Source organism: Alteromonas sp. ABH4_453, assembly GCF_056160665.1.
In genome coordinates, this window is record NZ_JBSWXP010000007.1 from 213,742 (window position 1) to 235,613 (window position 21,872).

Below are 21,872 nucleotides of genomic sequence, written 5' to 3' on the forward strand. Positions count from 1 at the left end.
TGCCAAAACACACACAAATTTTAGAATGAGCCTCGGATACCTACAGAGTAGCGAGCACCATTGTCTTCAATTGAGTAAATTTGGTCTGGGAAGCGACCTACTTGCGTAAGCTCTTCTTCAGTCACGTTGATACCTTCAACAAATACCGTAAGGTGTTCGTTGATGTCGTAACTTGCACTTACATCCCACTGACCATAGGTTTCAGTCGTAATTGGCTCGCCAGTCGCGCCGCCAACTTCAGTGTTATCTAGTGCAAATAGGAACGACTCACGGTTGTTAAACGCTACACGTGCTTGGAAAGCATCGCGCTCGTAGAACACGATAAGGTTTTGTGAATCACCCAGACCTGCTAGCGCAAACGTCTGCGTTGTATCGCCAGATACTTCTGCATCACTGTTAACTACAGTTGCGTTAGCGGTTACACCAAAGCCGTTATCCCAAACATGAGTAATAGCCACTTCGTAGCCATTCACCGTAGCTGTTTCGCCGTTTTGTGGGCGAGGAACGGTATAATCTTCGGTAGCTCCATTGAGTTCATCAGTTGTTGCTACTACGTCACGCTCAGGGTTTTGAGGATCGAGTGACAATCCTGGTTCACACAACGGGTCGCTTGTACAGCGGAAGTCGGGACCTGAACGATTAAACAACGTGTAAGTTTCAGTTCCACCAAGTGTAACAATAAAGTCTTCCACTTCTTTATTAAATACTGCAAACGAGAATACTGAATCATCGCTGTAATACCACTCAAACGATAAATCCCAGTTTTCAGCGCTAAATGGCTTAAGGTCAGGGTTACCACCGCTTGCCTGAAGGTTTTGTCGACGAGGCTCACCATACGTTGTCGCCGGAGACATCTGAGACATAGTCGGGCGTGTCAAAGAATCGTAGCGAGAGAAACGCACAATCATGTCTTCTTGTACCTCTAGCTTAACATTCAAGCTAGGTAAAAGGTTTGAATATGAAGATGTACCAGTAATATCTTCTGCAGGCCCAAAAACGTTTCTAAATAGCGTGAGATCTGAGGTAGGTACAACATCAGCAATAAACGCTTGTACCGCAGAAACCGCTACGCTTGTCTCTTCATAACGGGCACCGAAGTTCATGGTTAACGGCATATCACCGATGTCATAACCAAACTCGAAGTTAGCGTAAAGTGCGGTCACGTCTTCTTCAATAGTGTAATAGTTATTTTGCAACGTTGGCGTTACTGGTGCGCCTTGAGAGGCAAGGTAATCTAGGTATGCATCACCGTCGTACGTGTACCATGTGTCAATCAAACCGCTGAAGAAGTTGTTCGCGGTAAACGGGCGAATATTCAGTTCATCGATTGGCGCTGCTGTGCCATAACCACAGAATGCACATTGTGACGCAAACTCTTGGAAAACGAATTTCTCACGCTCTGAGCGCAAAATACCGAAATCAACTTTACGGAAAACGTCAGAATCAGCTAAATAAGTGAAATCAGCTTTGTATTCTGTTACTTCGTCTTCAGACGCAACAACGTTACCTAAGTCATTATAGTGAAGGCGGTTTAGCGAAATATCGGGTAGTTGACCATTGCCAAAGCCATCGTGAATTACAGTAGGTGTACCACCTGTGCTGTCAAACTCGTAGTTGTTAATAATACCTACAACGTTAAAGCGACCTTCGCCAGCAACGTCGTTTTCCGCTTCAGATGTTGATACATCAAACGTTGCTGAAAGGGCGTCAGTTACTTGCCAATCAACATTTAAACCAAAACCTTTGTTGGTAACATCACGTACACCACGGGTAGACGATACGAAGTCAGATGCTGGGTTACCGCTACCTTGGTGTAGGTCAATTTCCTGCGTAAATTGTACAGCCGTACCAAACTCGGAAATAGTGGCTGAACCCACGCGATCTGGCTCAAACCATGATGCAAGGTCAGTAACTTGTGAATCCACTTCAAACTTAGATACAAAACCGTCTAATGTGATAGTAACATCGTCAGATGGCGCAAACTGCGCAACAAGTGATGCATTAGTACGTGTTCTATCTTGCTGGTCGACTACTTGGTCCCAGTTACGAGGTAGATAAACATTAGATTCTAAAACACCGTCATTTCTATTCGAAAGTGTTAGACCCGGACGCCAACCTGCTGTTTGAATACGGTTAATTTGAACTTGACGCTCTTGGTGCGATACCGCTAGTAGTAAACCAAATTTGTCGTCTGCAAACGTGTTACTTACCAAGAAAGAGGCTTGAGGTGAGGTCTCTTCTGAAAGAGTTTCATAAACACCCTTCACGCTTCCTACCGCTCGGAAACCGTCGTAGTCGAACGGGCGAGCAGTAGAAACGTTGATAGTAGAGCCGATGCCACCTGATTGAAGGTTTGCAACGCCACTTTTGTAGATACTTGCGCCAGTAATTTGGTCGGCAGCGAGTACGTCGAAATTAAAAGCTCGGCCAGCATCGTCGGTAGCTAGCTGACGGCCGTTTACAAGTACAGTGTTAAACTGCGGGCCAAAACCACGTACCGTAACTTTTTGGCCTTCACCGCCGTTACGGTCGATAGAAACACCAGTGATACGCTGAAGTGATTCAGCAACGTTTAGGTCTGGGAATTTACCTAAATCTTCCGCTGCAATACCGTCTGAAACAGCTAAGTTTTCTTTCTTATCAGACATTGCTCTTTTCAAGCTGCTTACAATGCCGCGAACTTCAATAACTTCAACAGGTGCATCGTTTACATTCTGCGCGTCAGCGTCTTGCGAAAATGCTACCGGTGCGTGTAGGGCAGAGGCGATAGCAACACCTAAAAGTGAGCGCTTCGCAATTGGGCCTAACTGTGATGTGTTAATTTTATGTGTCACTGTGTTTTCTCCGTGAGTAGGCTACGTTTTAACGTACTTTGCACTTAAATTACGTTTTTAGTATGTGCGGATCAAGCTTATTAACATTACTTTTACACATTTAACGTTATATTTTCTCGATTATTATTTGTAACTTTATGAAAAATATAAGTTTTCTTTTTTAAGGTAAAAGGTGAAACGTTTACCTTGGGTTCAATACTAGCACAAAATTACAATGTAATGACAATGTTATAAAAAATTTTTTTGTATAAAAAAAGTGCGGAATATAACCGCACTTTATTAACAATAGGAAAAATAAAGAGAAATTAACTGCAGCGGATACGGTCTACAGCGGCCTTCCAGCCGTCGTAAGCCTGATCGCGTTCTTGTTTTGATAAGCGCGGTGTGAAAACGCTATCACTTTTCCAGCACTGAGTTAAATCATCAATATTGCTAAACACACCTGCTTGTAACCCAGCAAGAAAAGCGGCGCCTAGCGCAGTAGTTTCGGTAATTTCAGGGCGCTCTACTTCAGCACCCAAAATATCTGACAAAAAGCCCATAACCCAGTCGTTACGCGACATGCCGCCGTCTACACGTATATTCGTAGGGCGAGCTCCGTCACTTTCCATCGCTTTTTGAAGGTCCTTGGTTTGATAGCAAACCGATTGCAGGCCCGCCGCAACAATTTCGCTGATCCCGGTATCTCGGGTTAGGCCTAAAATAGCTCCGCGGGCATCTGGGTCCCAATATGGCGCGCCTAGCCCGGTAAACGCGGGAACTAAAAACACACCGTTATCTCGTCTTGCGCGTTGTGCTAATGCTTCTGACTCAGCAGCATCATCAATTAATTTAAGCCCATCGCGAAGCCACTGAACGGTGGCGCCAGCCATGAAAATACTGCCTTCAAGTGCGTAGGTCGTTTTCCCGTCAAGGCGGTAACCTACTGTTGTCAGTAATCGGTTTTTCGACTGAAGAGGGGCGTCGCCTGTATTAAGGATCATAAAGCAACCCGTACCGTACGTACTTTTTGCCATGCCTTTTTCAAAACACGCTTGACCCACAAGTGCCGCTTGCTGATCACCTGCAACACCCTGAATAGGAATAGCTTTTCCGATAATGTCTTCTTTAATTACCCCGAAATCTGCTGCACAGTCCATAACTTCCGGCAGCATTGAAGCTGGGATATTAAATTTTTTGAGTAGCTTTTCATCCCAACATTGTTTATGAATATCAAACAACATGGTTCTAGACGCATTTGTGGCATCAGTTTTATGTGATTCGCCGCCCGTTAAGCGCCAAATTAAATACGTATCCACAGTACCAAACAGAAGCTCGCCATTTTCTGCTTTCTCACGGGCGCCTTCAACGTTATCAAGTATCCATGCGACTTTGGTTGCTGAGAAGTAAGGGTCAAGTAAAAGCCCTGTCGACTCTGTTATATACGATACAAATTCTTCGTCTTCGCTAAAATCTCGGCAGTATTGCGCTGTACGTCTGTCTTGCCAAACAATTGCAGGGTAGACAGGCTTTCCTGATTGTTTATTCCAAACTAGCGTGGTTTCGCGCTGATTAGTGATACCAATAGCGCCGACGTCCGACGGTGCCAAATTACATTTATTAAAAACTTCCTTCAAAGTTGAGACAACGCTTTCCCAAATTTCTTCCGGGTCGTGTTCAACCCAGCCATCTTTAGGATACTTTTGAGAAAACTCCTGTTGAGCGATGGCTTCTATACTGCCTTTCGGAGAAAAAATAATGCTGCGAGAGCTTGTTGTGCCTTGGTCAATGGCAAGAATATGTTGTCCCATAAGGTCACTCCTGAAGATAATTTTCATAGAGTTTGCATCATTTACAGATGTTTAACAACGGCATATTTTCGAAAACGAACATTTGCTTTTCGTTTTATCGTGGGAACTTCCTCTTTAAGCACGTATAATCAATATCGATTTTTACTTTGAGGATGTGTGATGAACCAAACGCAACGACACGAAAAAATTGTTGGGCTAATAAAGCAACAGGGCTTTATGTCTATTGATGATTTAGTGAATGCTTGTGACGTTACACCTCAGACAATTCGAAGAGATTTAAATCAACTGGCTGATGCTGGTGTAGTCAGTCGTTATCACGGCGGTGCGGGTTTAAATCGAAGTTGGGAAAACACGCCCTATCAAGAACGTAAAACGCAAAACAGCGAAGTTAAAGAAAAAATTGCTGAGGCGGTTGCTGCCATGATACCTGATGGTGCGTCTTTGTTTATCAATATTGGTACTACAACAGAGCTTATTGCCACTAAGCTGCTAAATCATAATAACCTACATGTAGTAACAAACAACATTCATGTAGCGACAATCCTATCTGCTAAAGAAGACTTCTCGGTGATTATCGCCGCAGGTGAAGTACGGTATCGCGACGGCGGTATTATTGGTGAAGCAACCTGTGACTTTATCAGTCAGTTCCGTATGGACTACGGCATTATTGGTATAAGTGGCATAAGTTCAGACGGTGCTTTATTAGATTTTGACTTTAGAGAGGTGAAAGTTTCCCAAGCTATTTTAGAACATACTCAACACGTTATTCTTGCGGCCGACTACAGCAAGTTCGAACGTCGCGCTATGGTTGAACAAGGCCATATTTCACAAGTAGATTGCTTAGTTTGTGATAAAACGCCGCCAGCTAGCATAAGCAAAATTATCAAAGAAAATAACATCACTTTTGTAAAAGCGTGATTGTTAACCTTCGCGTGTATTAAATGACGTGGTCATAACGACACCGTAACCTCGCCTATTCTTATTTTGGGCCGACTGTTTAAACCTACCTATATCCACGCAAGTTATCTGACTAACTCTCGCATTACTCATCTGCATAACCTTTTTATCAAACCGTAAGTTTTCAAACACGAACCATGTCGATCATTACTTGCCTTGGTGTTCACTTGCCTAAACAAAAAAGCGAACGGTGTATGTATTTAACTTTCTTTAATGTTCGATAATGTTCGTTTTGTGTTGACATGTTTTCTTTTTGGTTGTCAAATAGACAGCAGCAAAGTGCAAGCAAATGTAAAGGGCAGCAGAGGCAAACTATGAGTCACAACAATGAATCTGAAAAAACAGTCGACGTTTTGGTTGTCGGCGGCGGCGTCAATGGCGTTGGTGTAGCGCTTGACGCAGCGGGTCGCGGCCTTTCAGTAGCGTTGTGTGAAAAAGGCGATTTGGGCGGCGCAACGTCTTCTTCAAGTAGTAAGCTTATTCATGGTGGCCTTAGATATCTGGAACATTACGAATTCCGCCTAGTAAAAGAGGCATTAGCAGAAAGGGAAGTGTTGCTTAAAAAGGCACCCCATATCATGTGGCCGCTGCGCTTTCGCCTGCCACATCAAAAGCACCTACGCCCAGCTTGGATGATTAGAATCGGATTATTTCTATATGACTCCTTAGCGAAACGTAACATGCTGCCACGTTCGCGTAAGCTTTCTACAACGAGCGAAAGCCCACTAGTTAGCGACATTACAACCTGTTTTGAATATTCTGATGGGTGGGTAGACGATGCACGCTTAGTGGTGTTGAACGCACTGGCCGCACAAGACCAAGGCGCACAAATTTACACCCGCACTGAATGTGTGAAAGCTGAAAAGCAAGACAACCTGTGGAGTGTTGAACTTAAAACGGCAAAAGGGAAAACGTTTACAGTAAAAGCGAAATCTATTGTCAATGCTGCAGGCCCTTGGGCGGTATCGTTCTTAGATCGTTTAGTAAATGTTAACAACCCAAATGCTATGCGTATGGTGAAAGGAAGCCATTTTATTGTACCTAAACTTTACGATTCCGAAGAAGCATACATACTGCAAAACAAAGACGGGCGCATCGTATTTGTTATTCCTTATGAAGGAGACTTTTCGTTAGTGGGAACTACCGATGAGGACTTTAAGGGCAATCCATCAGACGCTGCAATTTCAGAAGAAGAAACTGAGTATCTAATTGAGGTGGTAAACACATACTTTAAGTCAAAAGTTACCCGAAGAGATATCGTTCATTCTTACAGTGGTGTTAGACCACTATTAGAAGAAAAGAATGCTTCCGCTCAAGAGCTAACCCGTGATTACAAAGTTGAGCTCAAAGGTGAAACCGGTAAGCCAGTGCTACTCAATATTTTTGGTGGGAAAATAACCACCTACAGAAAATTAGCTGAGCATGCGGTAGACAAACTGGTTACTTGTTTTCCTAAAGCTAAAAAAGCATGGACCAAGGAAGTCCCTTTACCAGGTGGCGCATTCGAAAGCCAAGGAGAGCTTGTAGATAAGTTAATTGGTGAGTTCCCGTGGTTGAACAAAGATATTACTCAACGTTATGCGCGTCAATTTGGCCTTTTAAGCTACAAATTTTTAAAAGGAAAATCGTCAATTGTTGAGATGGGAGAAGACTTTGGCGCAGGCATGTATCGCGCAGAAGTAGACTATTTAATTGAGAGTGAGTGGGCATGTACCCTGGAAGATGTTATTTGGCGCAGAACTAAGCATGGATTACGTTTAAACAAAGCGCAACAAGAGGCGCTATCGCAATACATTGAGCAAAAAGCACATTCCCTTGATAGCGAACAACAAGCTATTGACCCAGTATTAGCGAGTGCGTAACTTTGTTCATTCGCTTCAGTATGTACAAAGGGCGTTGCGTTTAAGCTCACGCCCTTCGTTCCGTATGCTCCCGCTGTATAAAGAAAATAACGATTCATAGAACCCTTTACGCTAGCGAAATCGTTAGCTTTTATTAACTGGACCCACTATGAACACGGATGTCATAAAAGAAAGCACAGTGAGAGAAGTTATTTTCATTCGCCATGGAAAGCCACTTTCAGCCCACAATGAGAAAGTCAATGCCGCGGATTATGCAAGCTGGGTGCGTAACTACAATAAATCTCCCCTTGACCCAGCCAGCCAACCTAAACGAAAAATAGATATATCTGGTAGCTATATCGCCGTCAGTCCGCTTTTAAGAGCAAAGTTAACAGCAGCCCAATATGGGGCAACTTCAGTTGACGAAGAGCTACCGGAACTGAGAGAAATGGATATACCTTATTACAAGCTGCCTTTCACTTTACGCAGTTGGCACTGGGTTTTGCTGAGTCGGGCCCTTTGGTTTATGGGAACTAAAGGCCGCTTTGAGAGTTTTAAATATGCTAAAAAGCGGGTTGAAAAACTTTCATTGCATATTAATAAACTTAGCGAAAAACACCCTAGAGTGGTTCTGTTTGGGCATGGTATGACGAACTACTATACGCGGAAAACGCTAGTGAAAAACGGATGGAAGCTGAAGCAAAAAGACAGTGACTTTTGGGGGATCACTATTCTGCAAAAAGCCCTTTAACTAAGAGTGCTCCTATCACGGACAAACATTTGTAGACGAGATAGACTCAAGGTTTCCTTCAAGTTACTTCATATTTTATTCAAAATGCCGATAAACTATCGACATAGCTAGGTCGTTTTTCACTTGTTATAGCCGTTTCACGCTTTGCATATAGTGACAAAAAACGCGGCTAAACAAGGTTTACTATTTCAGTTTTAAGCTCAGAATCCACAAATGAAAAAAAATAAAAAAGACTCCGACACCACTAAAAACGTTATTAAAGCGTCCATTGCCGTTATTTTCGCTATAGCATTGGGGGTCGCAATTAACTATTTTCATGTTGATGAAGCAGATACGACGACAGAAGCCTTTGCAGAGCGTTTAGATACGTTTAAACGCCACGTTGTTTCTTCTCATTGGCAATGGCGAGTACGTCAACCTACCACCATGATCATGCTCATACACTATAACGACTCTGGCAGCGAAATTAACCGAACACCAGTGCGCATGAACCACAATGGATGGCCAACAGCCGATTTGTCTGATGCGGGGTGTGAAAAAATCTGGCAATCGGTAGTAGCGTCTCCACTTCGCGTGGATGGCTTTAAAATTAACGCACAGTATTACGCAGAGTTAGATGTAAATGAAGAAAACTACTGGTGTCGCTTCAGCTTAAGTAGAGGAACCTACTTCGACTACTATCCCGCAAACGGTTCAGTTATGGACTTAAAAGGCTAGTAAGGTCTTAATACCAATACATATTAATATAAACAGTCCCCTATGTAGGTATTTGGTTTATTTAGATAATTAGTCTACTTTTTAGTTAGCGCCATGTCACAAACTGACGCCTTGAGGTATTGTTGATAATAAGATAATACTCGACACTAATGAATTAAGTAGGCATATGCTTTCTAGCTTATTCTCTTCGAAAAAGAACAATACAACGCTCACAGTAGGTGTTTCTGTGAGTGCTACTGAACTACATATTGCCGCTGTTAATTTTGGAAACAGTGGTCATGTACTCAGCTCTGTTGCGTCTGTTCCTTTCGATAATCTACAACCTCTTGAAACGCAATTAAGTGACGTATTGCGTGATTTCGAGAAGGAAACGTGTCGATTATCTGTTGTGCTTTCACAAGAAATGTACCACATGGTACAGGTCGATAAACCTGAAGTGCCTGAAGAAGACATTACAACCGCGCTCCCTTGGACCCTTGGCGAGTTGGTTCCGTTTGATTCTAGCAATATTGTTTTGGACTACATCGACTACCCAGTTCAAACTCGCGCCGGCAATAAAAAAATTGATGTGTTTGCTGCAGATAAGTCCTCGCTTTCCGCGCTGGTTCAAAGTTTATCGAAAAAGAAAGAGGTAAAGCTCACTCATATTCACGCCAAAGAAGTGTTGGCTACAGAAATGGTACCTGATGATGACTATGCGCGATTACTCATTATTCAAGAGCCCAATAGCGAACCTTTTTTGATGATAGTGCGTTCGCGTGCTATTTGGCTATCGCGACGATTGAGAGGCTTTGTCAAGAAAAACGCCGCCGAAGAAGATTTAGTCCAGTTAGGCGACATGCTTGGATTAGAAATACAGCGCTCTATGGATTTTTATGAGTCACAGCTAAAACAGCCACCGCTAAAAGAAATTTTGTTCAGAACACAGTTTGATTGCGAGCCTGTAATAGAGCGCTTAAAGCCGTTTCAGCCTGCGGCTATGAAAAAGTTCGTGCCGGAGCTCGAGTTAGCCGATGTTGTTGACCCCACTTGCCACTTTGCTTTGGCCAGTGCGCTTGTTGCAGCGAGGGAGGCACAGTGAAACGCACAATAAACCTTTACCATCCATCGCTTAAGCCTAAAAAAGAGCGCTTGCCCCTATCAAAGGTGCTTTGGGTAAATGGCGTGGCATTTGCCATAATGCTCATTGCTGTTGTGGCTTTTAACGTGTTGCTAAACGCTAAACAAGAAAAAATACAAGAGATGTCGGCATCGACACGCCAAATCAATGATGAGATTAAATCACTCAATGATGCCCTAGAGAAAAAGCGAAATACCAAAACGCTTGAGCAGCAGCTTGAGCAAGTGAATACCAAGATAGAAAACAGAAAGCAATTGCTTGCCTATTTAGAAAGCGGAGAGCTGTCTTTTGATGCAACCAAGTATGGCGAAGTGATGGACGATTTAGCTAACTATCACAACCAGAACCTTTGGCTTACCAGCATAAACATAGATACCCAGAAAATTCGTTTGTCAGGGCGAACGGTAGCACCGTCGTCTATTCCTGTTTGGTTAAAGAAGTTACAGCAGTCACCTTTCTTTCAGGGCAAATCATTTTCGTCCGTGAAGTTTGATGAAGTAGACGGGGCTGACAACGTGAAGCAATTTTTAATATCAACCGATTTTGAAGGAGACGCTGATGAGTCAGTATCAACAGCTCTCTGATAAGTTTTCTGCGCTCGAGAACAGAGAAAAGCAACTTATTTTGTGGGTTAGCTTTGGCCTTATTGTTTATCTGTTTTTTTGGTTCGGCATATCGCCTGCGCTAGATGGCATGTCTGGTGCAGATAAAACCCTTACTCGAAAAGAAAGCGAGTACAAGGCGCTGGTTATTCAGAGGGATGCCATTCAGCAAGCACTGTCTGTTGATTACACCCAGCGTATGCAACAGGAACTGGATAACGCGAGAAAAGAATTGCTGGAAGTGGACAACGCACTACTTTCATTGAACGAAGGTTTTGTGGCTGCCGATAGAATGCCGGAATTGCTAATGACATTGTTAAATGAAGAAAACAATGTGAGTTTGGTTAATTTTAACGTAGAACCTACGCAAACCATTCGGTTTGGCGAAGATGAGTCTCAAAGTACATCATTTTATCGTCACAATATGCGCTTAGTTATTGAGGGTAGTTACTTCGATTTACGCAGTTATCTAGCGCGTCTTCAAGCGGCACCAGAAAAAGTCATTGTTACTGATTTCGCCTATAACGTCGATGACTATCCCAGTGCATCACTGACGTTGGGGTTAGCGACAGTAAGCAATAACGCTACCTTCATTTCGCTTTAGGGAGTCTAGGTGAGGAAAATGATATACTTCATATTTATTTTGTTGGTGGTAGGTAGCGTTCTTAAGCCTGCAGTAGCCGCCGTTGACCCAACCAAGCCCGCCCTTTTCAAGGGAGCAAGTGCAAGCGAAGGCAACCTTTTAGATGGCGAATTGGCACTGCAGTCAATTTTTAAACGCAGTTCTGGTTACAGCGCGATCATCTCTGGCAAGTCTTATCGAGAGGGCGACACGCTCAATGAGTTTACTGTGTCTAAAATAAACCCTAAACACGTGATTATAACTGACGGTCGTCAGCAGAAAATACTAAGAATGTATGCATATGAAATTAAAAAATAGACTTATTTCTAACGCACTGGTGCTAGCTGCGGCGTTTGTTATCGCGGGTTGTCAAACCTATGGTGTTGGCGAGGAAGTGAAACCGCATATTCGCGATGAACTCAATCGTTCTCAGAATGCGCCTGTTAGCAAACCCAAGCCACCGCCACAGTTAAACCAAGAATTGCTGTCAGAAGTGGCCCGCTATCAGTCGCTACCAGCTCCTACGTCTCAGAAGATGTTTACGGTTTCTGCCAATAATGTGGATGTTCGTCCGTTCTTCGATGCGCTGGTAGAAGATACGCCATATAGCGTGGCTGTGCATCCAGCGGTGTCTGGACAAATAAGCTTAACGCTTAAAGACGTGGCGCTTAATGATGTGCTTACGATTATTTCTAGAATGTATCCGCTGGATGTATTTTTAGAAGGTAAGGTTATTCAGGTAATGCCGTCGCAGTTAAAGACAGAGTCTATCCCGGTCAACTTTCTTATGATAAAGCGTTTCGGTGTGTCGAACGTAAGCGTGATAGCCGGTGGAGTTAGTGAGCAAGATCAAAATAATGGCGGTAACAACGGCGGTATTAACGGCAACAACAATATCAGCGGTAATGCACTGGGCGGCCAGGGAGGCCAGGGCGGTTTTGGCGGTCAGGGGGGGCTTGGCGGCAACAATATACAGCAGCTCAATGGCTCAAACATTCAAACCACCAGTGAAAACGATTTTTGGAGTGACTTAAAAGAAGCGTTAAAAGTACTGGTATCACCCACCGAAGGTCGTCAGGTAGTGGTTTCACCGCAGGCGGGTTTAGTGACGGTGCGTGCACTGCCAAGCGAAATTGCTGTGGTAAAAGACTTTTTAAATCAAAGCCAAGAAAGCTTGCAGCGTCAGGTGGTACTAGAGGCACGTATCATTGAAGTGACACTTAACGATGGCTACCAACAGGGCGTACGGTGGGACCGAATAGCAAGCGGCTTAACGGGTAGCCTCAATTTTGGATTTAGCGGCGGGGCGCTTGCTTCGAATTTTGCAGCAAACACCGCTTCGGGCATTGACCCTGCAATTAACGCCGTAAATGCTATCGGCAACTCGATTTCTAGCGATATCGGTGGAGTATCAACGCTACGTATTTCCCGCGGTGACTTTGATGGCGTAATCAATATGCTTCAAACCCAGGGCGACGTGCAAATGCTCAGTAATCCGCGCGTAACGGTGACTAACAATCAAAAGGCCGTTATTAAAGTAGGTCAAGATGAATATTTTGTTACCGATGTATCGACCAGTGAAGATCAAAGCACAACAAGTACAGAGAACGAGAATGACATCGAACTTACCCCTTTCTTTTCTGGTATCGCGCTGGATGTAACTCCGCAAATAGACAAGAGCGGCTCTGTGATATTGCACGTTCACCCTTCAGTTACAGAAACAGCGGAGCAGACCAAGGTTATCCAAGTGGGTGACCAACAAATTTTGTTACCGCTAGCACAAAGCAATATCCGTGAATCAGACACAGTGATCCGCGCTCGCGACGGTGAAATTGTGGTGATCGGCGGGTTAATGGAAACGGTTACTAGCGAGCAAGAATCCAAAACGCCGCTGTTAGGTGACATCCCTATTATAGGTAACGCGTTTAAAAACAAAGCGAAAACCCAGAGCAAGCGCGAATTGGTTATTCTTATTCGCCCTTCTGTGGTACAGCCAGATACGTGGGAAAAGCAGCGCCTTCGCACTCAGTCTTTGCTTGACCAGTGGTATAGAAACTAATTATGTATCAGGGCTTTTATCACTTCACAGAAATGCCGTTTTCGCTCACGCCGAACACGGATTTCTTTTGTGCACTGGCGCCGCACAATGAAGCGTTAAAAGTCATTTTGTCTGCGTTAAGTATGTCTGAAGGTTTTATCAAAGTGACCGGTGAAGTAGGTACAGGTAAAACCTTGTTGTGCCGCAAGCTGATAAATCACCTTTCGGATAAATTTGTAGCCTGCTACTTACCGAATCCATACCTTAGCCCTGACGAGTTGCGTATAGCATTTGCCAATGAATTAGGTATTGATGTAAGTAAAAACGAAGCCTCTCAGGGGTTACACAGTGCCATAGAGTCAAGGCTGTTAGCACTTAAACAGGAAGGGCGGCAAGCAGTACTGATTATCGATGAAGCGCAATCGTTAAGCTGGGATGCACTTGAGATGCTGCGCTTATTTAGCAACTTAGAAACTGAGAAAAGTAAGCTACTTCAAATTGTTTTATTCGGTCAGCCAGAACTTGACGCTAACCTGTCAAACCCCAAGGTTAGGCAAATCCGTCAGCGCATCAGCTTTTCGTACACGCTGCGCACAATGACGTCGGCGGAAGTGGATTATTACATAGGGCATAGGCTAACAACGGCGGGCGGAAGCGAGCAATTAATTTCTAAGGGTTTACGGGCTTTTATCGCATTAGTCACCCGAGGAACGCCACGGTTGGTTAACATCGTTTGCCACAAAATTCTTCTTCGTGCTTACGGTCAAGGGAAAAGTTCGGCGAGTTGGCAACATACGATAAGTGCAGTAATTGATACTGATGACTGTAAACGGCGGCTAGTACCTAGACAAAGTATTGTGGTTTTATCGATAGCCGTGGTTGCTGTAGCAAGTGCGCTTCATCTTTACGGAGCGCAGAACTTTTGAGTATTTTGAATGACACCCTAAAGTCCCTTGATGAGCGAAACCAGAACGAAGATTTTGGCTTGCCGCCTACGGTTCACGTCGAAAATCGTTCGCTGTGGCCTAAAGCGCTGATTGCGCTCACTGTACTAGGTCTAGCTATTTGGCTGGTGTTGAGCAGCATGACTGAGTCTGGGAATAGTAACAGTGTTGGTAATACAGGTAGCGCTGACATTGTTGCAAAAGGCGATGTACAGAATACAGCAGCAAGCTCACTGGAAAATAAGCCCATCCAAGCGGACAGAGAAAGTACTTCCAAGCAAGGTGTCGATAGTGCCGAACAACAGTTAGAGGGCATGAAATCTACGCCGTTATCCGAGCAAGATTTGGCATACCAAAATACGCCGTCAGATGTGGCCGAGATTGTATTTAATAGTATTGATGAGACGGTAGTCGACGACGAGGCTGAATATAGGCAGCGTGCGCAAGCTGCTAATACTTCAAACGCAAGCTCGAATGTTAAGTCAAAAGTAGGGGCAACCGTAATTGCAGCCGAGACCACAACAGCTGAGGCAGAAGAAACTGGGGCGGCAGGAGTGAAAGCCTCAGGCTTAACCCAAGAAAAAGCAAATATACAAACGGCCAACAAGACAAGTGTTGGAACAAACGTTAAAACAAGCGGTGAATTGAGCTCGCCTAAGTCAGACAACATTATTTCGCGTGAGCCAGCAATTGACATTACGCCTAAATCTCCAGAGCAACAAAGCGCTGTTCATTTAGAGGCAGGGCTTAAAGCTTACAATTTTGGAATTTTCGACGACGCCCAAAAAAGCTTTACTCTTGCACTGTCTACCTATCCACAAAACACCGAGGCTCGCAAACAATTAGCCGCGCTTTATTTTGGGCAGAATAACAACCTACAAGCTCTCCAGGTGCTTTCAGAAGGCGTTGTGATGTCGCCAGAGTCGTTAGTGTGGCGCGAGCTTATGGCCAAGATTTTGGTTCAAGAAAGTCGTTTTGAAGAAGCATTGAACCTGATGCCTGACAGCTTAGATGTAAAAGCACTGGCTGAAAAACGTATCGATTACTTGATACTAAAGGGCACCTCTGCACAAACCATCAACAAACCAAAACAAGCTGTCTCGGCGTTTAGTGCCATGACTTCGCTACAACCAAATAACGCTAAATGGTGGCTGGCACTGGGGGTTAATTATGATGCACTGGAAGACAAGCGTTTGGCTATTTCTTCATATTCCAGAGCCCTAGCAATCGGTGGCCTCTCTTCTACGTCATCGCAATATGCCAGTGCCCGCCTAACTGATTTACAGGAGCAACCTTAATGCGTCCTCGATTAAAGATGCGCCTCGGCGATTTATTAGTTCACGAAAATATTATTACCAGCGAACAGCTTGATAATGCACTATCTGCACAGCGTTCATCTGGGCGCAAACTGGGTGATACGCTTATTGACTTAGGGTTTATCAGCGAGCCTCAACTTCTGCGCTTTCTTGCGCAGCAGCTCAATATTCCGTTTTTAGATATAACACAGCGCCGAATTGATCCAGAGCAGGCGCAACTTATACCAGAAACTTATGCAAGACGCTATCGCGCGCTAGTACTAGAAGCTGACGACGATGAAGTGCTGCTTGGTATGAGCGACCCCACCGATTTAGGCGGTCTTGACCAGCTTGGGCCGCTAGTAGCTCCTCGCAATATTGAACTAGCTATCGTGCAAGAGCATCAAATGCTTGAAGCATTCGATACCGTGTATCGTCGCACTCAAGATATTGCTTCATTTGCAGAAAAGTTGGGCGAAGAATATGCCGATGAAGCCGATTTTGAACTCTCTGCCTTAGACGATACCACTTCAGATGCCACAGTAGTAAAACTACTCCACTCTATTTTTGAAGATGCAGTACAGGTGCGTGCATCTGATATTCATATTGAGCCAGATGAAAATATTCTGCGCATAAGGCAGCGTGTTGACGGCGTGCTGCAGGAAAACACGCTAAACCAGGTTAAAATTGCCTCGGCATTGGTACTTAGGCTAAAGCTAATGTCTGGACTCGACATATCAGAAAAGCGCATTCCTCAAGATGGGCGTTTCAATATTAAAGTGAAGGGTCATACCCTTGATGTGCGTGTTTCCACCATGCCTGTCGCTAACGGTGAAGCGGTGGTGATGCGTTTGCTAGATCAATCCGCGGGTCTTTTGACGTTAGATCAGACGGGGATGCCGGATGCGATGGCCGAGAAATTTCGCGCAGCAATAAACCGACCTCACGGCATGATATTGGTCACTGGGCCTACAGGTTCAGGTAAAACCACGACCTTGTATGGCGCATTGAGCGAACTCAACAAGCCAGACTTGAAAATCATTACCGCTGAAGACCCCATTGAATATCGTTTGCCTCGTGTTAATCAGGTGCAAGTTAACTCAAAAATTGGTCTCGACTTCGCGTCAATTTTACGTACCACCCTTCGACAAGACCCTGACATTATCATGGTAGGGGAGATGCGCGATCAAGAAACAGTTGAAATAGGACTGAGAGGAGCACTAACTGGCCACTTGGTTTTAAGTACGCTTCACACCAATGACTCTGTAACTAGCGCCATCCGTCTTATCGATATGGGCGCGGCGCCCTATCTAGTAGCAACATCACTGCGTGGCGTTTTGGCGCAGCGTTTGGTACGTCGTGTATGTGACAACTGTAAAGAAGAGCGGCCGCCAAGCGCGCAAGAGCAAGCATGGGTAGGTTTCCTAAAGCCAGAACTAGCAAATGCGACTTTTTACAAAGGTAGGGGCTGCAATAGCTGTAACCACACAGGTTACAAAGGTCGTATTGGTGTTTTCGAGTTTTTGGAAATGAACGAAGATATGATGGAAGCGCTGCGAGATGACGATACGCAGGGGTTTGTTGACGCGACAAAGGCCAACAAGGACTTTGTTCCACTTTCTCATATGGCTCTTGATTATGCAGCTGAAGGCAAAACCTCATTAGATGAGGTCTTCAAAGTCGCTGAGTTTGTTCCTGAGGTGGTGAACCACTAATGCCTCAGTTTAGCTATGCGGGTAAATCGACTCAAGGTGGTCCTGAAAAAGGGGTTATTGAAGCTGCCTCAGCACAAGCCGCAGCGCAGGCTTTACTGTCTAAAAACATAGTTCCTATTTCGATAGAAGAAACTAAAAAGGCAGCAGAAGCGGGCAGTGGCTTAGACATTGGCCACTTATTCGAAGCTAAAGTGGGACTGGATGAGATGATCATCTTTTCTCGCCAAATGTACTCGCTTCTTAAAGCGGGTATTCCGATTATTCGGGCAATTAAAGGGCTAAGTGAAAACGCCTCACATAAGCGTTTCCAAGAAATTTTAAAGGACATTGCCGATCAGCTTGAACAAGGCAGAAGCTTATCTTCGGCCATGACAAAGTATGAAAAAGTCTTCACGCGGTTGACCATTTCTGTTGTCGTAGTAGGGGAAAATACCGGTAAGCTGGACGATGTTTTTCTGCAGTTAGCCCTCTATTTTGAACGAGAACAGGAAACACGAAAACGCATTAAATCGGCGTTGCGGTACCCCACATTTGTATTGATAGCACTCGCTATTGCTATGTTTATATTGAACCTTTTCGTTGTACCCGTTTTTACACAAATGTTTGAGCGGTTCGACACCGAGCTACCTATAATGACTCGCGTGCTGATAGGCACTTCAAACTTCTTTGTAAACTACTGGTGGTTAATCTTAATTGTTCTAATTGGAACAATTTTTTCGGCTAAACAATACGTTAATTCGACTAATGGACGACTTAAATGGGACAAATTTAAACTAAAGTTGCCTGTTGTAGGCAGCATTATTGAGCGATCATTGTTAGCAAGATATAGCCGTAGTTTTTCTATGATTTTGCGAGCTGGTGTGCCGTTAACCGCAGGCCTGTCACTAACAGCGGATGCTGTAGATAACGCCCATATGCAGATGCGCATTAAAGAAATGCGCCAGGGCATAGAAAAAGGCGAAAGTTTGCTGAGGGTTTCGAAAAATAGCGAACTGTTTTCTACACTTGTACTACAAATGATAGCTGTGGGTGAGGAAACGGGTCGATTAGAGCCGCTTTTGGAAGAGAGCGCAGACTATTACGAACGTGAAGTTGATTTCGACCTTAAGAGCTTAACGGCCAAAATTGAACCTATCTTGATAGGTTTTGTAGCGGTAATGGTATTAATACTGGCGCTTGGCATATTTACACCAATGTGGAACATGATGTCGGCGGTAAAGGGCGGGTAAGAGTTTCGCGCCATTTTAGTGGGGTAAAGCGTGGCTAGCACTAAGTCAGGGTTATTTAACTTTATCGTGATTGGTTTGGTGCTTGCTGTTGTGGCTGCTACGTATGTTTATCACGCAACGCCAGTAATAAAAGAAGCTGAAAAAGTTAACAAAGAAAACGCAGTGGCTCAGTTTCAGCGGGTTGTTATGTTGGCAAGGGCCCAGTGGATAAAGACCAAGCAATCAAAGGTTTTGATTTACGAAATTGACTTTGATGCCAGCGGCGGCATAAAGCAGAAGCGCCAACAAGAAGTCGCTGCAGAGTTATTTGTAAATATAAAAGGCTGGCCTGAAGGGCTTGAGGCTGGGTTAGGGAATGCCTGTGAATATATGTTCACGTTGGCGACACTAAGAGAATTCGATATGTCGTCTGAAGTATCGGTAAACGATGAATACGTGAACGGCTATTTGCGATGTGCATACTTTTTTCAAGACAAGGTTTGGTTCGAGTACCACGCCGATAGCGGCTTGGTAAGAGAAAAAAGAAGTTAACTAAGCGTCGGAGTTATGCGCTTATTTGTAATCTAGGAGATGCTATGAACACGAGACAGCAAGGCTTTACACTAATAGAGCTTATCATTGTTGTAATTATTTTAGGCTTGCTTGCGGCTACAGCGCTACCGCGTTTTATCGATGTTACTGATGAAGCGCGAGAGGCCAGTGTAGAAGGAGTAGCAGGTGGCTTTGCGGCTGCTGTTGGTCTTGTGCGCGCCCAGTGGGAAGTGGAAGGCCGCCCAAGCGGCAACAACAGTGGCGCTAACAGCACAGTAGTCACCTATGACCAAACGCCAGTGGGCGTAGATGGCACCATTGGCTATCCCACAGGCAGCCCAACGGGCAATACGCTTATTTCTTCGGTGAACAATGCCGAATGTAAAAACACATTTGACCTAATTCTACAGTCAGCGCCTACTAACACAACATCAACCAATGATACGGTTGTTGCTGACTTCAGATATGCGGTACGTTCAGATGACTCTGGCACAAACACGCTTTGTGTTTACTACTTAGTTGAGTCTATGGGTTTACCTAACAATGTAGCGCCAGCAGACGGCACGCCTGACGGTACGACGTTTGACGGTTTCACTTACAACCCAGCCACTGGCCAGGTTACTGTTTTTTAATTAATACTCAGGAAGTTTGATTATGCAAAAAGTATCAACACAACAGGGTTTCACCCTAATCGAGTTAATCATTGTAATTGTATTGCTGGGTATCCTAGCGGTAACCGCAGCACCTAAGTTTCTGAACCTTCAAGACGACGCACGTGATTCTGTATTGGAAGGTATTGCTGGTTCTCTGGAGTCTGCTTCATCTGTTGTTTACGGTAAAGCACTTATCAATGATGTGGCCGCCTCTAGTGATGGTTCAGATTCGGTCAACATCGGAAATAGTACTACTGTGTCTGTAGTGTTCGGATATCCAGATGCTGCAACTGCGGCGAATTTTACAAGTATTCTTGACGCTGACATTAATAACACTAATGGCGAATATGCAACAGAGTCTGTAGACGATGATACTATTCTTATTTATTACACTGGTGCTTATGACGGGGCGCCAGATCCTGCAGCGGCCAATAGTGCCTGTTCTGTTGCATACACAAATTCAACAGCTGAAGGCGAGCGCCCTACAATTACTGTAAACACGTGTGTAGAGTAATGTGAAGAAAAGCGGTTTTACACTAGTAGAACTTATTATAACCATTTTGGTTATTGGGGTGCTGGCGGTTACCGCCGCACCTCGCTTTCTTGGTAGCGATACTGAAGAAGCCATTGCACTTCGCGATCGCACACTTCAAGTTGTTCGTAACATGCAGTTTCGTGCTATGCAAAATGTGCAAGACACTAGCTGTGTGAAAATAACCGCCACAATCATTGCCCCTCCCGCTGGACACGACTGCGCAAACGCTCTTTCCACTGCTTTTGATGACGACCAAGTTGTTAATGCATCCAACACCGACTTTACCTTCCAAACTGCAGATGAAAACGGCGATAGCTTTTCTCAAATTCAGTTTGACGGATTTGGCCGACCAAGCAATATTGCCTGCTCAACTAACTGCAAAATTCAAATAAGTACCTTTTCTATGTGTTTGCAAAGTGAAGGGGCCATTTATGCGTGCTAGCGCAATGTTCCCTACGCGTAGAAAACGCAGTGAAGGCTTTACTTTATTAGAGCTAGTAATTGGTATTGTTGTATTCACTATCAGCTTAACAATAGTGCTATCGCTAATTGTGCCGCAAGCTGAACAAACCGCTGAGCCATTTCGCCAAGTAAAAGCAGCTAAGTTAGGCCAGTCGTTAATGAACGATATTCTAAGCCGCTCTTATGATGAAAACAGCGACCGAAGCCCGCCATTTGAAACCTGTAACACCAAAGGAAATTGCTCAACAACACTTGGTCCTGAAGAGGCGAGTGAAGACGACTATGACGATGTGGACGATTACAACGGCTATATAGTGAGTAACGTCGGCGGTAACTACAACAATTTTGCTTTTACGGTAACGGTAGATTACGACAGTGACTTAGATGACAGTACACCCACTGACGGTCAAACGTTCAAACGCATTGATATCGCAGTGACTGCACCAGACGGCCAAATCTACAACTTTAGCGCTTATCGAGGGAGCTATTAATGTTTCCACGACAAGCACAGCGTCAGCGCGGTTTTACGCTTATAGAGCTTATTCTAGTGATCACTATTTTAGGCGTCATTAGCGTATCTGTCGCCCAAGTGATTTCTTTAAGTGCGCAAATTTATGTAACCGGTGCAGAACGTACTCGCCTTGTTTCAGACGCGCGCTTTATTATTTTGCGACTTGAAAAAGAACTACGCAATGTGGTGCCAAATTCAGTGTCATTTGATGCAAGTTTAGGGTGCCTGTCATATTACCCGATTAAAGAAAGTGGCACCTACGTGGGTGATGCGTTTAACAACCCTATGCACGTAGTCGTGTTCAATAGTCAGTTAAGTGTAAATGACACCCTTGTTATATACCCCACAAACCCGCAGAGCGTGAATGATAACGGAAGAACAATAGATACTATTGGTAATGCGGCTTCTGAGCCGACCAGCGATAATCAATATGACCTCACGCTTAGCGCCGCGAACACACAATCCTCACCAGGCAAACGCTTCTTTGTTCCTGAAGCGCAAGTGACAGTGTGCAGAACATCTACCGCTCAGGGAGAGCGTTTAATCAGAACGCAAGGTGGTATTTCCGGCGTTATTGGTACTAATGTGTCGTCGTGGAGTGCGAACGTAGTAACCGCGGGGCTACGACAAAATGGTCTTATAGAGCTGCAAATGACCTTAGAAAGCAGTGATGATGAGCAGATATCAGTTGTACACGAGGTTCATTTCCCTAATGTGCCCTAGTA

At 44.5% G+C, this 21,872-nt stretch carries 21 protein-coding genes; 19 read left to right on the top strand and 2 right to left on the bottom strand.

Features of this window, described 5'->3' with window-relative positions; all coding sequences use genetic code 11:
* Positions 1-20: 20 nt before the first annotated feature.
* Both ACXAGV_RS15370 and glpK read right to left on the bottom strand, forming a co-directional pair.
* Positions 21-2,834: a TonB-dependent receptor gene (locus ACXAGV_RS15370; protein WP_474873997.1), complete on the bottom strand. Its 2,814-nt coding sequence runs from the start codon at positions 2,832-2,834 to the stop codon at positions 21-23.
* A gap of 305 nt (positions 2,835-3,139) precedes the next feature.
* Complete coding sequence (gene glpK / locus ACXAGV_RS15375; protein ID WP_474873998.1) at positions 3,140-4,624, bottom strand: glycerol kinase GlpK; 1,485 nt, start codon at positions 4,622-4,624, stop codon at positions 3,140-3,142.
* Between the two features lie 159 nt (positions 4,625-4,783).
* Here glpK and ACXAGV_RS15380 point away from each other — a divergent pair, with 159 nt between their 5' ends.
* The 19 genes from ACXAGV_RS15380 (at position 4,784) to ACXAGV_RS15470 (ending at position 21,870) form a co-directional block, all read left to right on the top strand.
* Entirely contained in the window at positions 4,784-5,542 is a 759-nt protein-coding gene (locus tag ACXAGV_RS15380; RefSeq protein WP_474873999.1) for a DeoR/GlpR family transcriptional regulator, read from the top strand.
* A gap of 353 nt (positions 5,543-5,895) precedes the next feature.
* Positions 5,896-7,443 (top strand): glycerol-3-phosphate dehydrogenase, encoded by a 1,548-nt coding sequence (gene glpD / locus ACXAGV_RS15385; RefSeq protein ID WP_474874000.1) that lies wholly within the window; start codon positions 5,896-5,898, stop codon positions 7,441-7,443.
* Positions 7,444-7,591: 148 nt separating this feature from the next.
* Positions 7,592-8,173 (top strand): phosphoglycerate mutase family protein, encoded by a 582-nt coding sequence (locus ACXAGV_RS15390; protein WP_474874001.1) that lies wholly within the window; start codon positions 7,592-7,594, stop codon positions 8,171-8,173.
* A 213-nt stretch (positions 8,174-8,386) separates the two neighbouring features.
* Positions 8,387-8,890 carry a hypothetical protein gene (locus ACXAGV_RS15395; RefSeq protein WP_474874002.1) on the top strand — a complete coding sequence of 168 codons (504 nt, stop codon included), beginning with the start codon at positions 8,387-8,389 and terminating at the stop codon, positions 8,888-8,890.
* 226 nt (positions 8,891-9,116) lie between these two features.
* A complete protein-coding gene (locus ACXAGV_RS15400; RefSeq protein ID WP_474874003.1) occupies positions 9,117-9,971 on the top strand; it encodes an agglutinin biogenesis protein MshI in 855 nt (284 codons plus the stop codon).
* A complete protein-coding gene (locus ACXAGV_RS15405; protein WP_474874004.1) occupies positions 9,968-10,594 on the top strand; it encodes a PilN domain-containing protein in 627 nt (208 codons plus the stop codon). The genes ACXAGV_RS15400 and ACXAGV_RS15405 overlap by 4 nt, the downstream gene beginning before the upstream one ends.
* On the top strand, positions 10,569-11,216 hold the full coding sequence (locus ACXAGV_RS15410) for an agglutinin biogenesis protein MshJ (protein ID WP_474874005.1): 648 nt from the start codon (positions 10,569-10,571) through the stop codon (positions 11,214-11,216). Before ACXAGV_RS15405 ends, ACXAGV_RS15410 begins: the two co-directional genes overlap by 26 nt.
* An 18-nt stretch (positions 11,217-11,234) precedes the next feature.
* Positions 11,235-11,552 carry an agglutinin biogenesis protein MshK gene (locus ACXAGV_RS15415; protein ID WP_474874006.1) on the top strand — a complete coding sequence of 106 codons (318 nt, stop codon included), beginning with the start codon at positions 11,235-11,237 and terminating at the stop codon, positions 11,550-11,552.
* Positions 11,536-13,293, top strand: a complete 1,758-nt coding sequence (mshL, locus tag ACXAGV_RS15420; RefSeq protein ID WP_474874007.1) for a pilus (MSHA type) biogenesis protein MshL — start codon at positions 11,536-11,538, stop codon at positions 13,291-13,293. The genes ACXAGV_RS15415 and mshL overlap by 17 nt, the downstream gene beginning before the upstream one ends.
* Before the next feature lie 2 nt (positions 13,294-13,295).
* The gene (locus ACXAGV_RS15425) at positions 13,296-14,198 is read left to right on the top strand and encodes an ExeA family protein (RefSeq protein ID WP_474834091.1); all 903 of its coding nucleotides are present in this window, start codon (positions 13,296-13,298) and stop codon (positions 14,196-14,198) included.
* Entirely contained in the window at positions 14,195-15,514 is a 1,320-nt protein-coding gene (locus ACXAGV_RS15430) for a tetratricopeptide repeat protein (protein ID WP_474834089.1), read from the top strand. The genes ACXAGV_RS15425 and ACXAGV_RS15430 overlap by 4 nt, the downstream gene beginning before the upstream one ends.
* Entirely contained in the window at positions 15,514-17,226 is a 1,713-nt protein-coding gene (locus ACXAGV_RS15435) for a GspE/PulE family protein (RefSeq protein ID WP_474828434.1), read from the top strand. The genes ACXAGV_RS15430 and ACXAGV_RS15435 overlap by 1 nt, the downstream gene beginning before the upstream one ends.
* A complete protein-coding gene (locus tag ACXAGV_RS15440) occupies positions 17,226-18,455 on the top strand; it encodes a type II secretion system F family protein (RefSeq protein ID WP_474828432.1) in 1,230 nt (409 codons plus the stop codon). Before ACXAGV_RS15435 ends, ACXAGV_RS15440 begins: the two co-directional genes overlap by 1 nt.
* A 30-nt stretch (positions 18,456-18,485) precedes the next feature.
* Entirely contained in the window at positions 18,486-18,986 is a 501-nt protein-coding gene (locus ACXAGV_RS15445) for a hypothetical protein (protein ID WP_474874008.1), read from the top strand.
* A 44-nt stretch (positions 18,987-19,030) separates the two neighbouring features.
* The gene (locus tag ACXAGV_RS15450; protein WP_474834087.1) at positions 19,031-19,618 is read left to right on the top strand and encodes a prepilin-type N-terminal cleavage/methylation domain-containing protein; all 588 of its coding nucleotides are present in this window, start codon (positions 19,031-19,033) and stop codon (positions 19,616-19,618) included.
* Between the two features lie 22 nt (positions 19,619-19,640).
* The gene (locus tag ACXAGV_RS15455) at positions 19,641-20,153 is read left to right on the top strand and encodes a type II secretion system protein (protein ID WP_474874009.1); all 513 of its coding nucleotides are present in this window, start codon (positions 19,641-19,643) and stop codon (positions 20,151-20,153) included.
* A 1-nt stretch (position 20,154) separates the two neighbouring features.
* Positions 20,155-20,616 carry a type II secretion system protein gene (locus ACXAGV_RS15460; RefSeq protein ID WP_474874010.1) on the top strand — a complete coding sequence of 154 codons (462 nt, stop codon included), beginning with the start codon at positions 20,155-20,157 and terminating at the stop codon, positions 20,614-20,616.
* Positions 20,606-21,127: a prepilin-type N-terminal cleavage/methylation domain-containing protein gene (locus ACXAGV_RS15465; protein ID WP_474874011.1), complete on the top strand. Its 522-nt coding sequence runs from the start codon at positions 20,606-20,608 to the stop codon at positions 21,125-21,127. The genes ACXAGV_RS15460 and ACXAGV_RS15465 overlap by 11 nt, the downstream gene beginning before the upstream one ends.
* A complete protein-coding gene (locus ACXAGV_RS15470) occupies positions 21,127-21,870 on the top strand; it encodes a PulJ/GspJ family protein (RefSeq protein WP_474874012.1) in 744 nt (247 codons plus the stop codon). Before ACXAGV_RS15465 ends, ACXAGV_RS15470 begins: the two co-directional genes overlap by 1 nt.
* The last annotated feature ends 2 nt before the right edge of the window (positions 21,871-21,872 follow it).

What these genes read in the sequence shown, in the direction of transcription:
- glpK (WP_474873998.1), bottom strand. Translation starts at nt 4,624, where the DNA reads ATGGGACAACATATTCTTGCCATTGACCAAGGCACAACAAGCTCTCGC.
- ACXAGV_RS15380 (WP_474873999.1), top strand. Translation starts at nt 4,784, where the DNA reads ATGAACCAAACGCAACGACACGAAAAAATTGTTGGGCTAATAAAGCAA.
- glpD (WP_474874000.1), top strand. Translation starts at nt 5,896, where the DNA reads ATGAGTCACAACAATGAATCTGAAAAAACAGTCGACGTTTTGGTTGTC.
- ACXAGV_RS15390 (WP_474874001.1), top strand. Translation starts at nt 7,592, where the DNA reads ATGAACACGGATGTCATAAAAGAAAGCACAGTGAGAGAAGTTATTTTC.
- ACXAGV_RS15395 (WP_474874002.1), top strand. Translation starts at nt 8,387, where the DNA reads ATGAAAAAAAATAAAAAAGACTCCGACACCACTAAAAACGTTATTAAA.
- ACXAGV_RS15410 (WP_474874005.1), top strand. Translation starts at nt 10,569, where the DNA reads ATGAGTCAGTATCAACAGCTCTCTGATAAGTTTTCTGCGCTCGAGAAC.
- ACXAGV_RS15415 (WP_474874006.1), top strand. Translation starts at nt 11,235, where the DNA reads ATGATATACTTCATATTTATTTTGTTGGTGGTAGGTAGCGTTCTTAAG.
- mshL (WP_474874007.1), top strand. Translation starts at nt 11,536, where the DNA reads ATGAAATTAAAAAATAGACTTATTTCTAACGCACTGGTGCTAGCTGCG.
- ACXAGV_RS15425 (WP_474834091.1), top strand. Translation starts at nt 13,296, where the DNA reads ATGTATCAGGGCTTTTATCACTTCACAGAAATGCCGTTTTCGCTCACG.
- ACXAGV_RS15435 (WP_474828434.1), top strand. Translation starts at nt 15,514, where the DNA reads ATGCGTCCTCGATTAAAGATGCGCCTCGGCGATTTATTAGTTCACGAA.
- ACXAGV_RS15440 (WP_474828432.1), top strand. Translation starts at nt 17,226, where the DNA reads ATGCCTCAGTTTAGCTATGCGGGTAAATCGACTCAAGGTGGTCCTGAA.
- ACXAGV_RS15450 (WP_474834087.1), top strand. Translation starts at nt 19,031, where the DNA reads ATGAACACGAGACAGCAAGGCTTTACACTAATAGAGCTTATCATTGTT.
- ACXAGV_RS15455 (WP_474874009.1), top strand. Translation starts at nt 19,641, where the DNA reads ATGCAAAAAGTATCAACACAACAGGGTTTCACCCTAATCGAGTTAATC.
- ACXAGV_RS15465 (WP_474874011.1), top strand. Translation starts at nt 20,606, where the DNA reads ATGCGTGCTAGCGCAATGTTCCCTACGCGTAGAAAACGCAGTGAAGGC.
- ACXAGV_RS15470 (WP_474874012.1), top strand. Translation starts at nt 21,127, where the DNA reads ATGTTTCCACGACAAGCACAGCGTCAGCGCGGTTTTACGCTTATAGAG.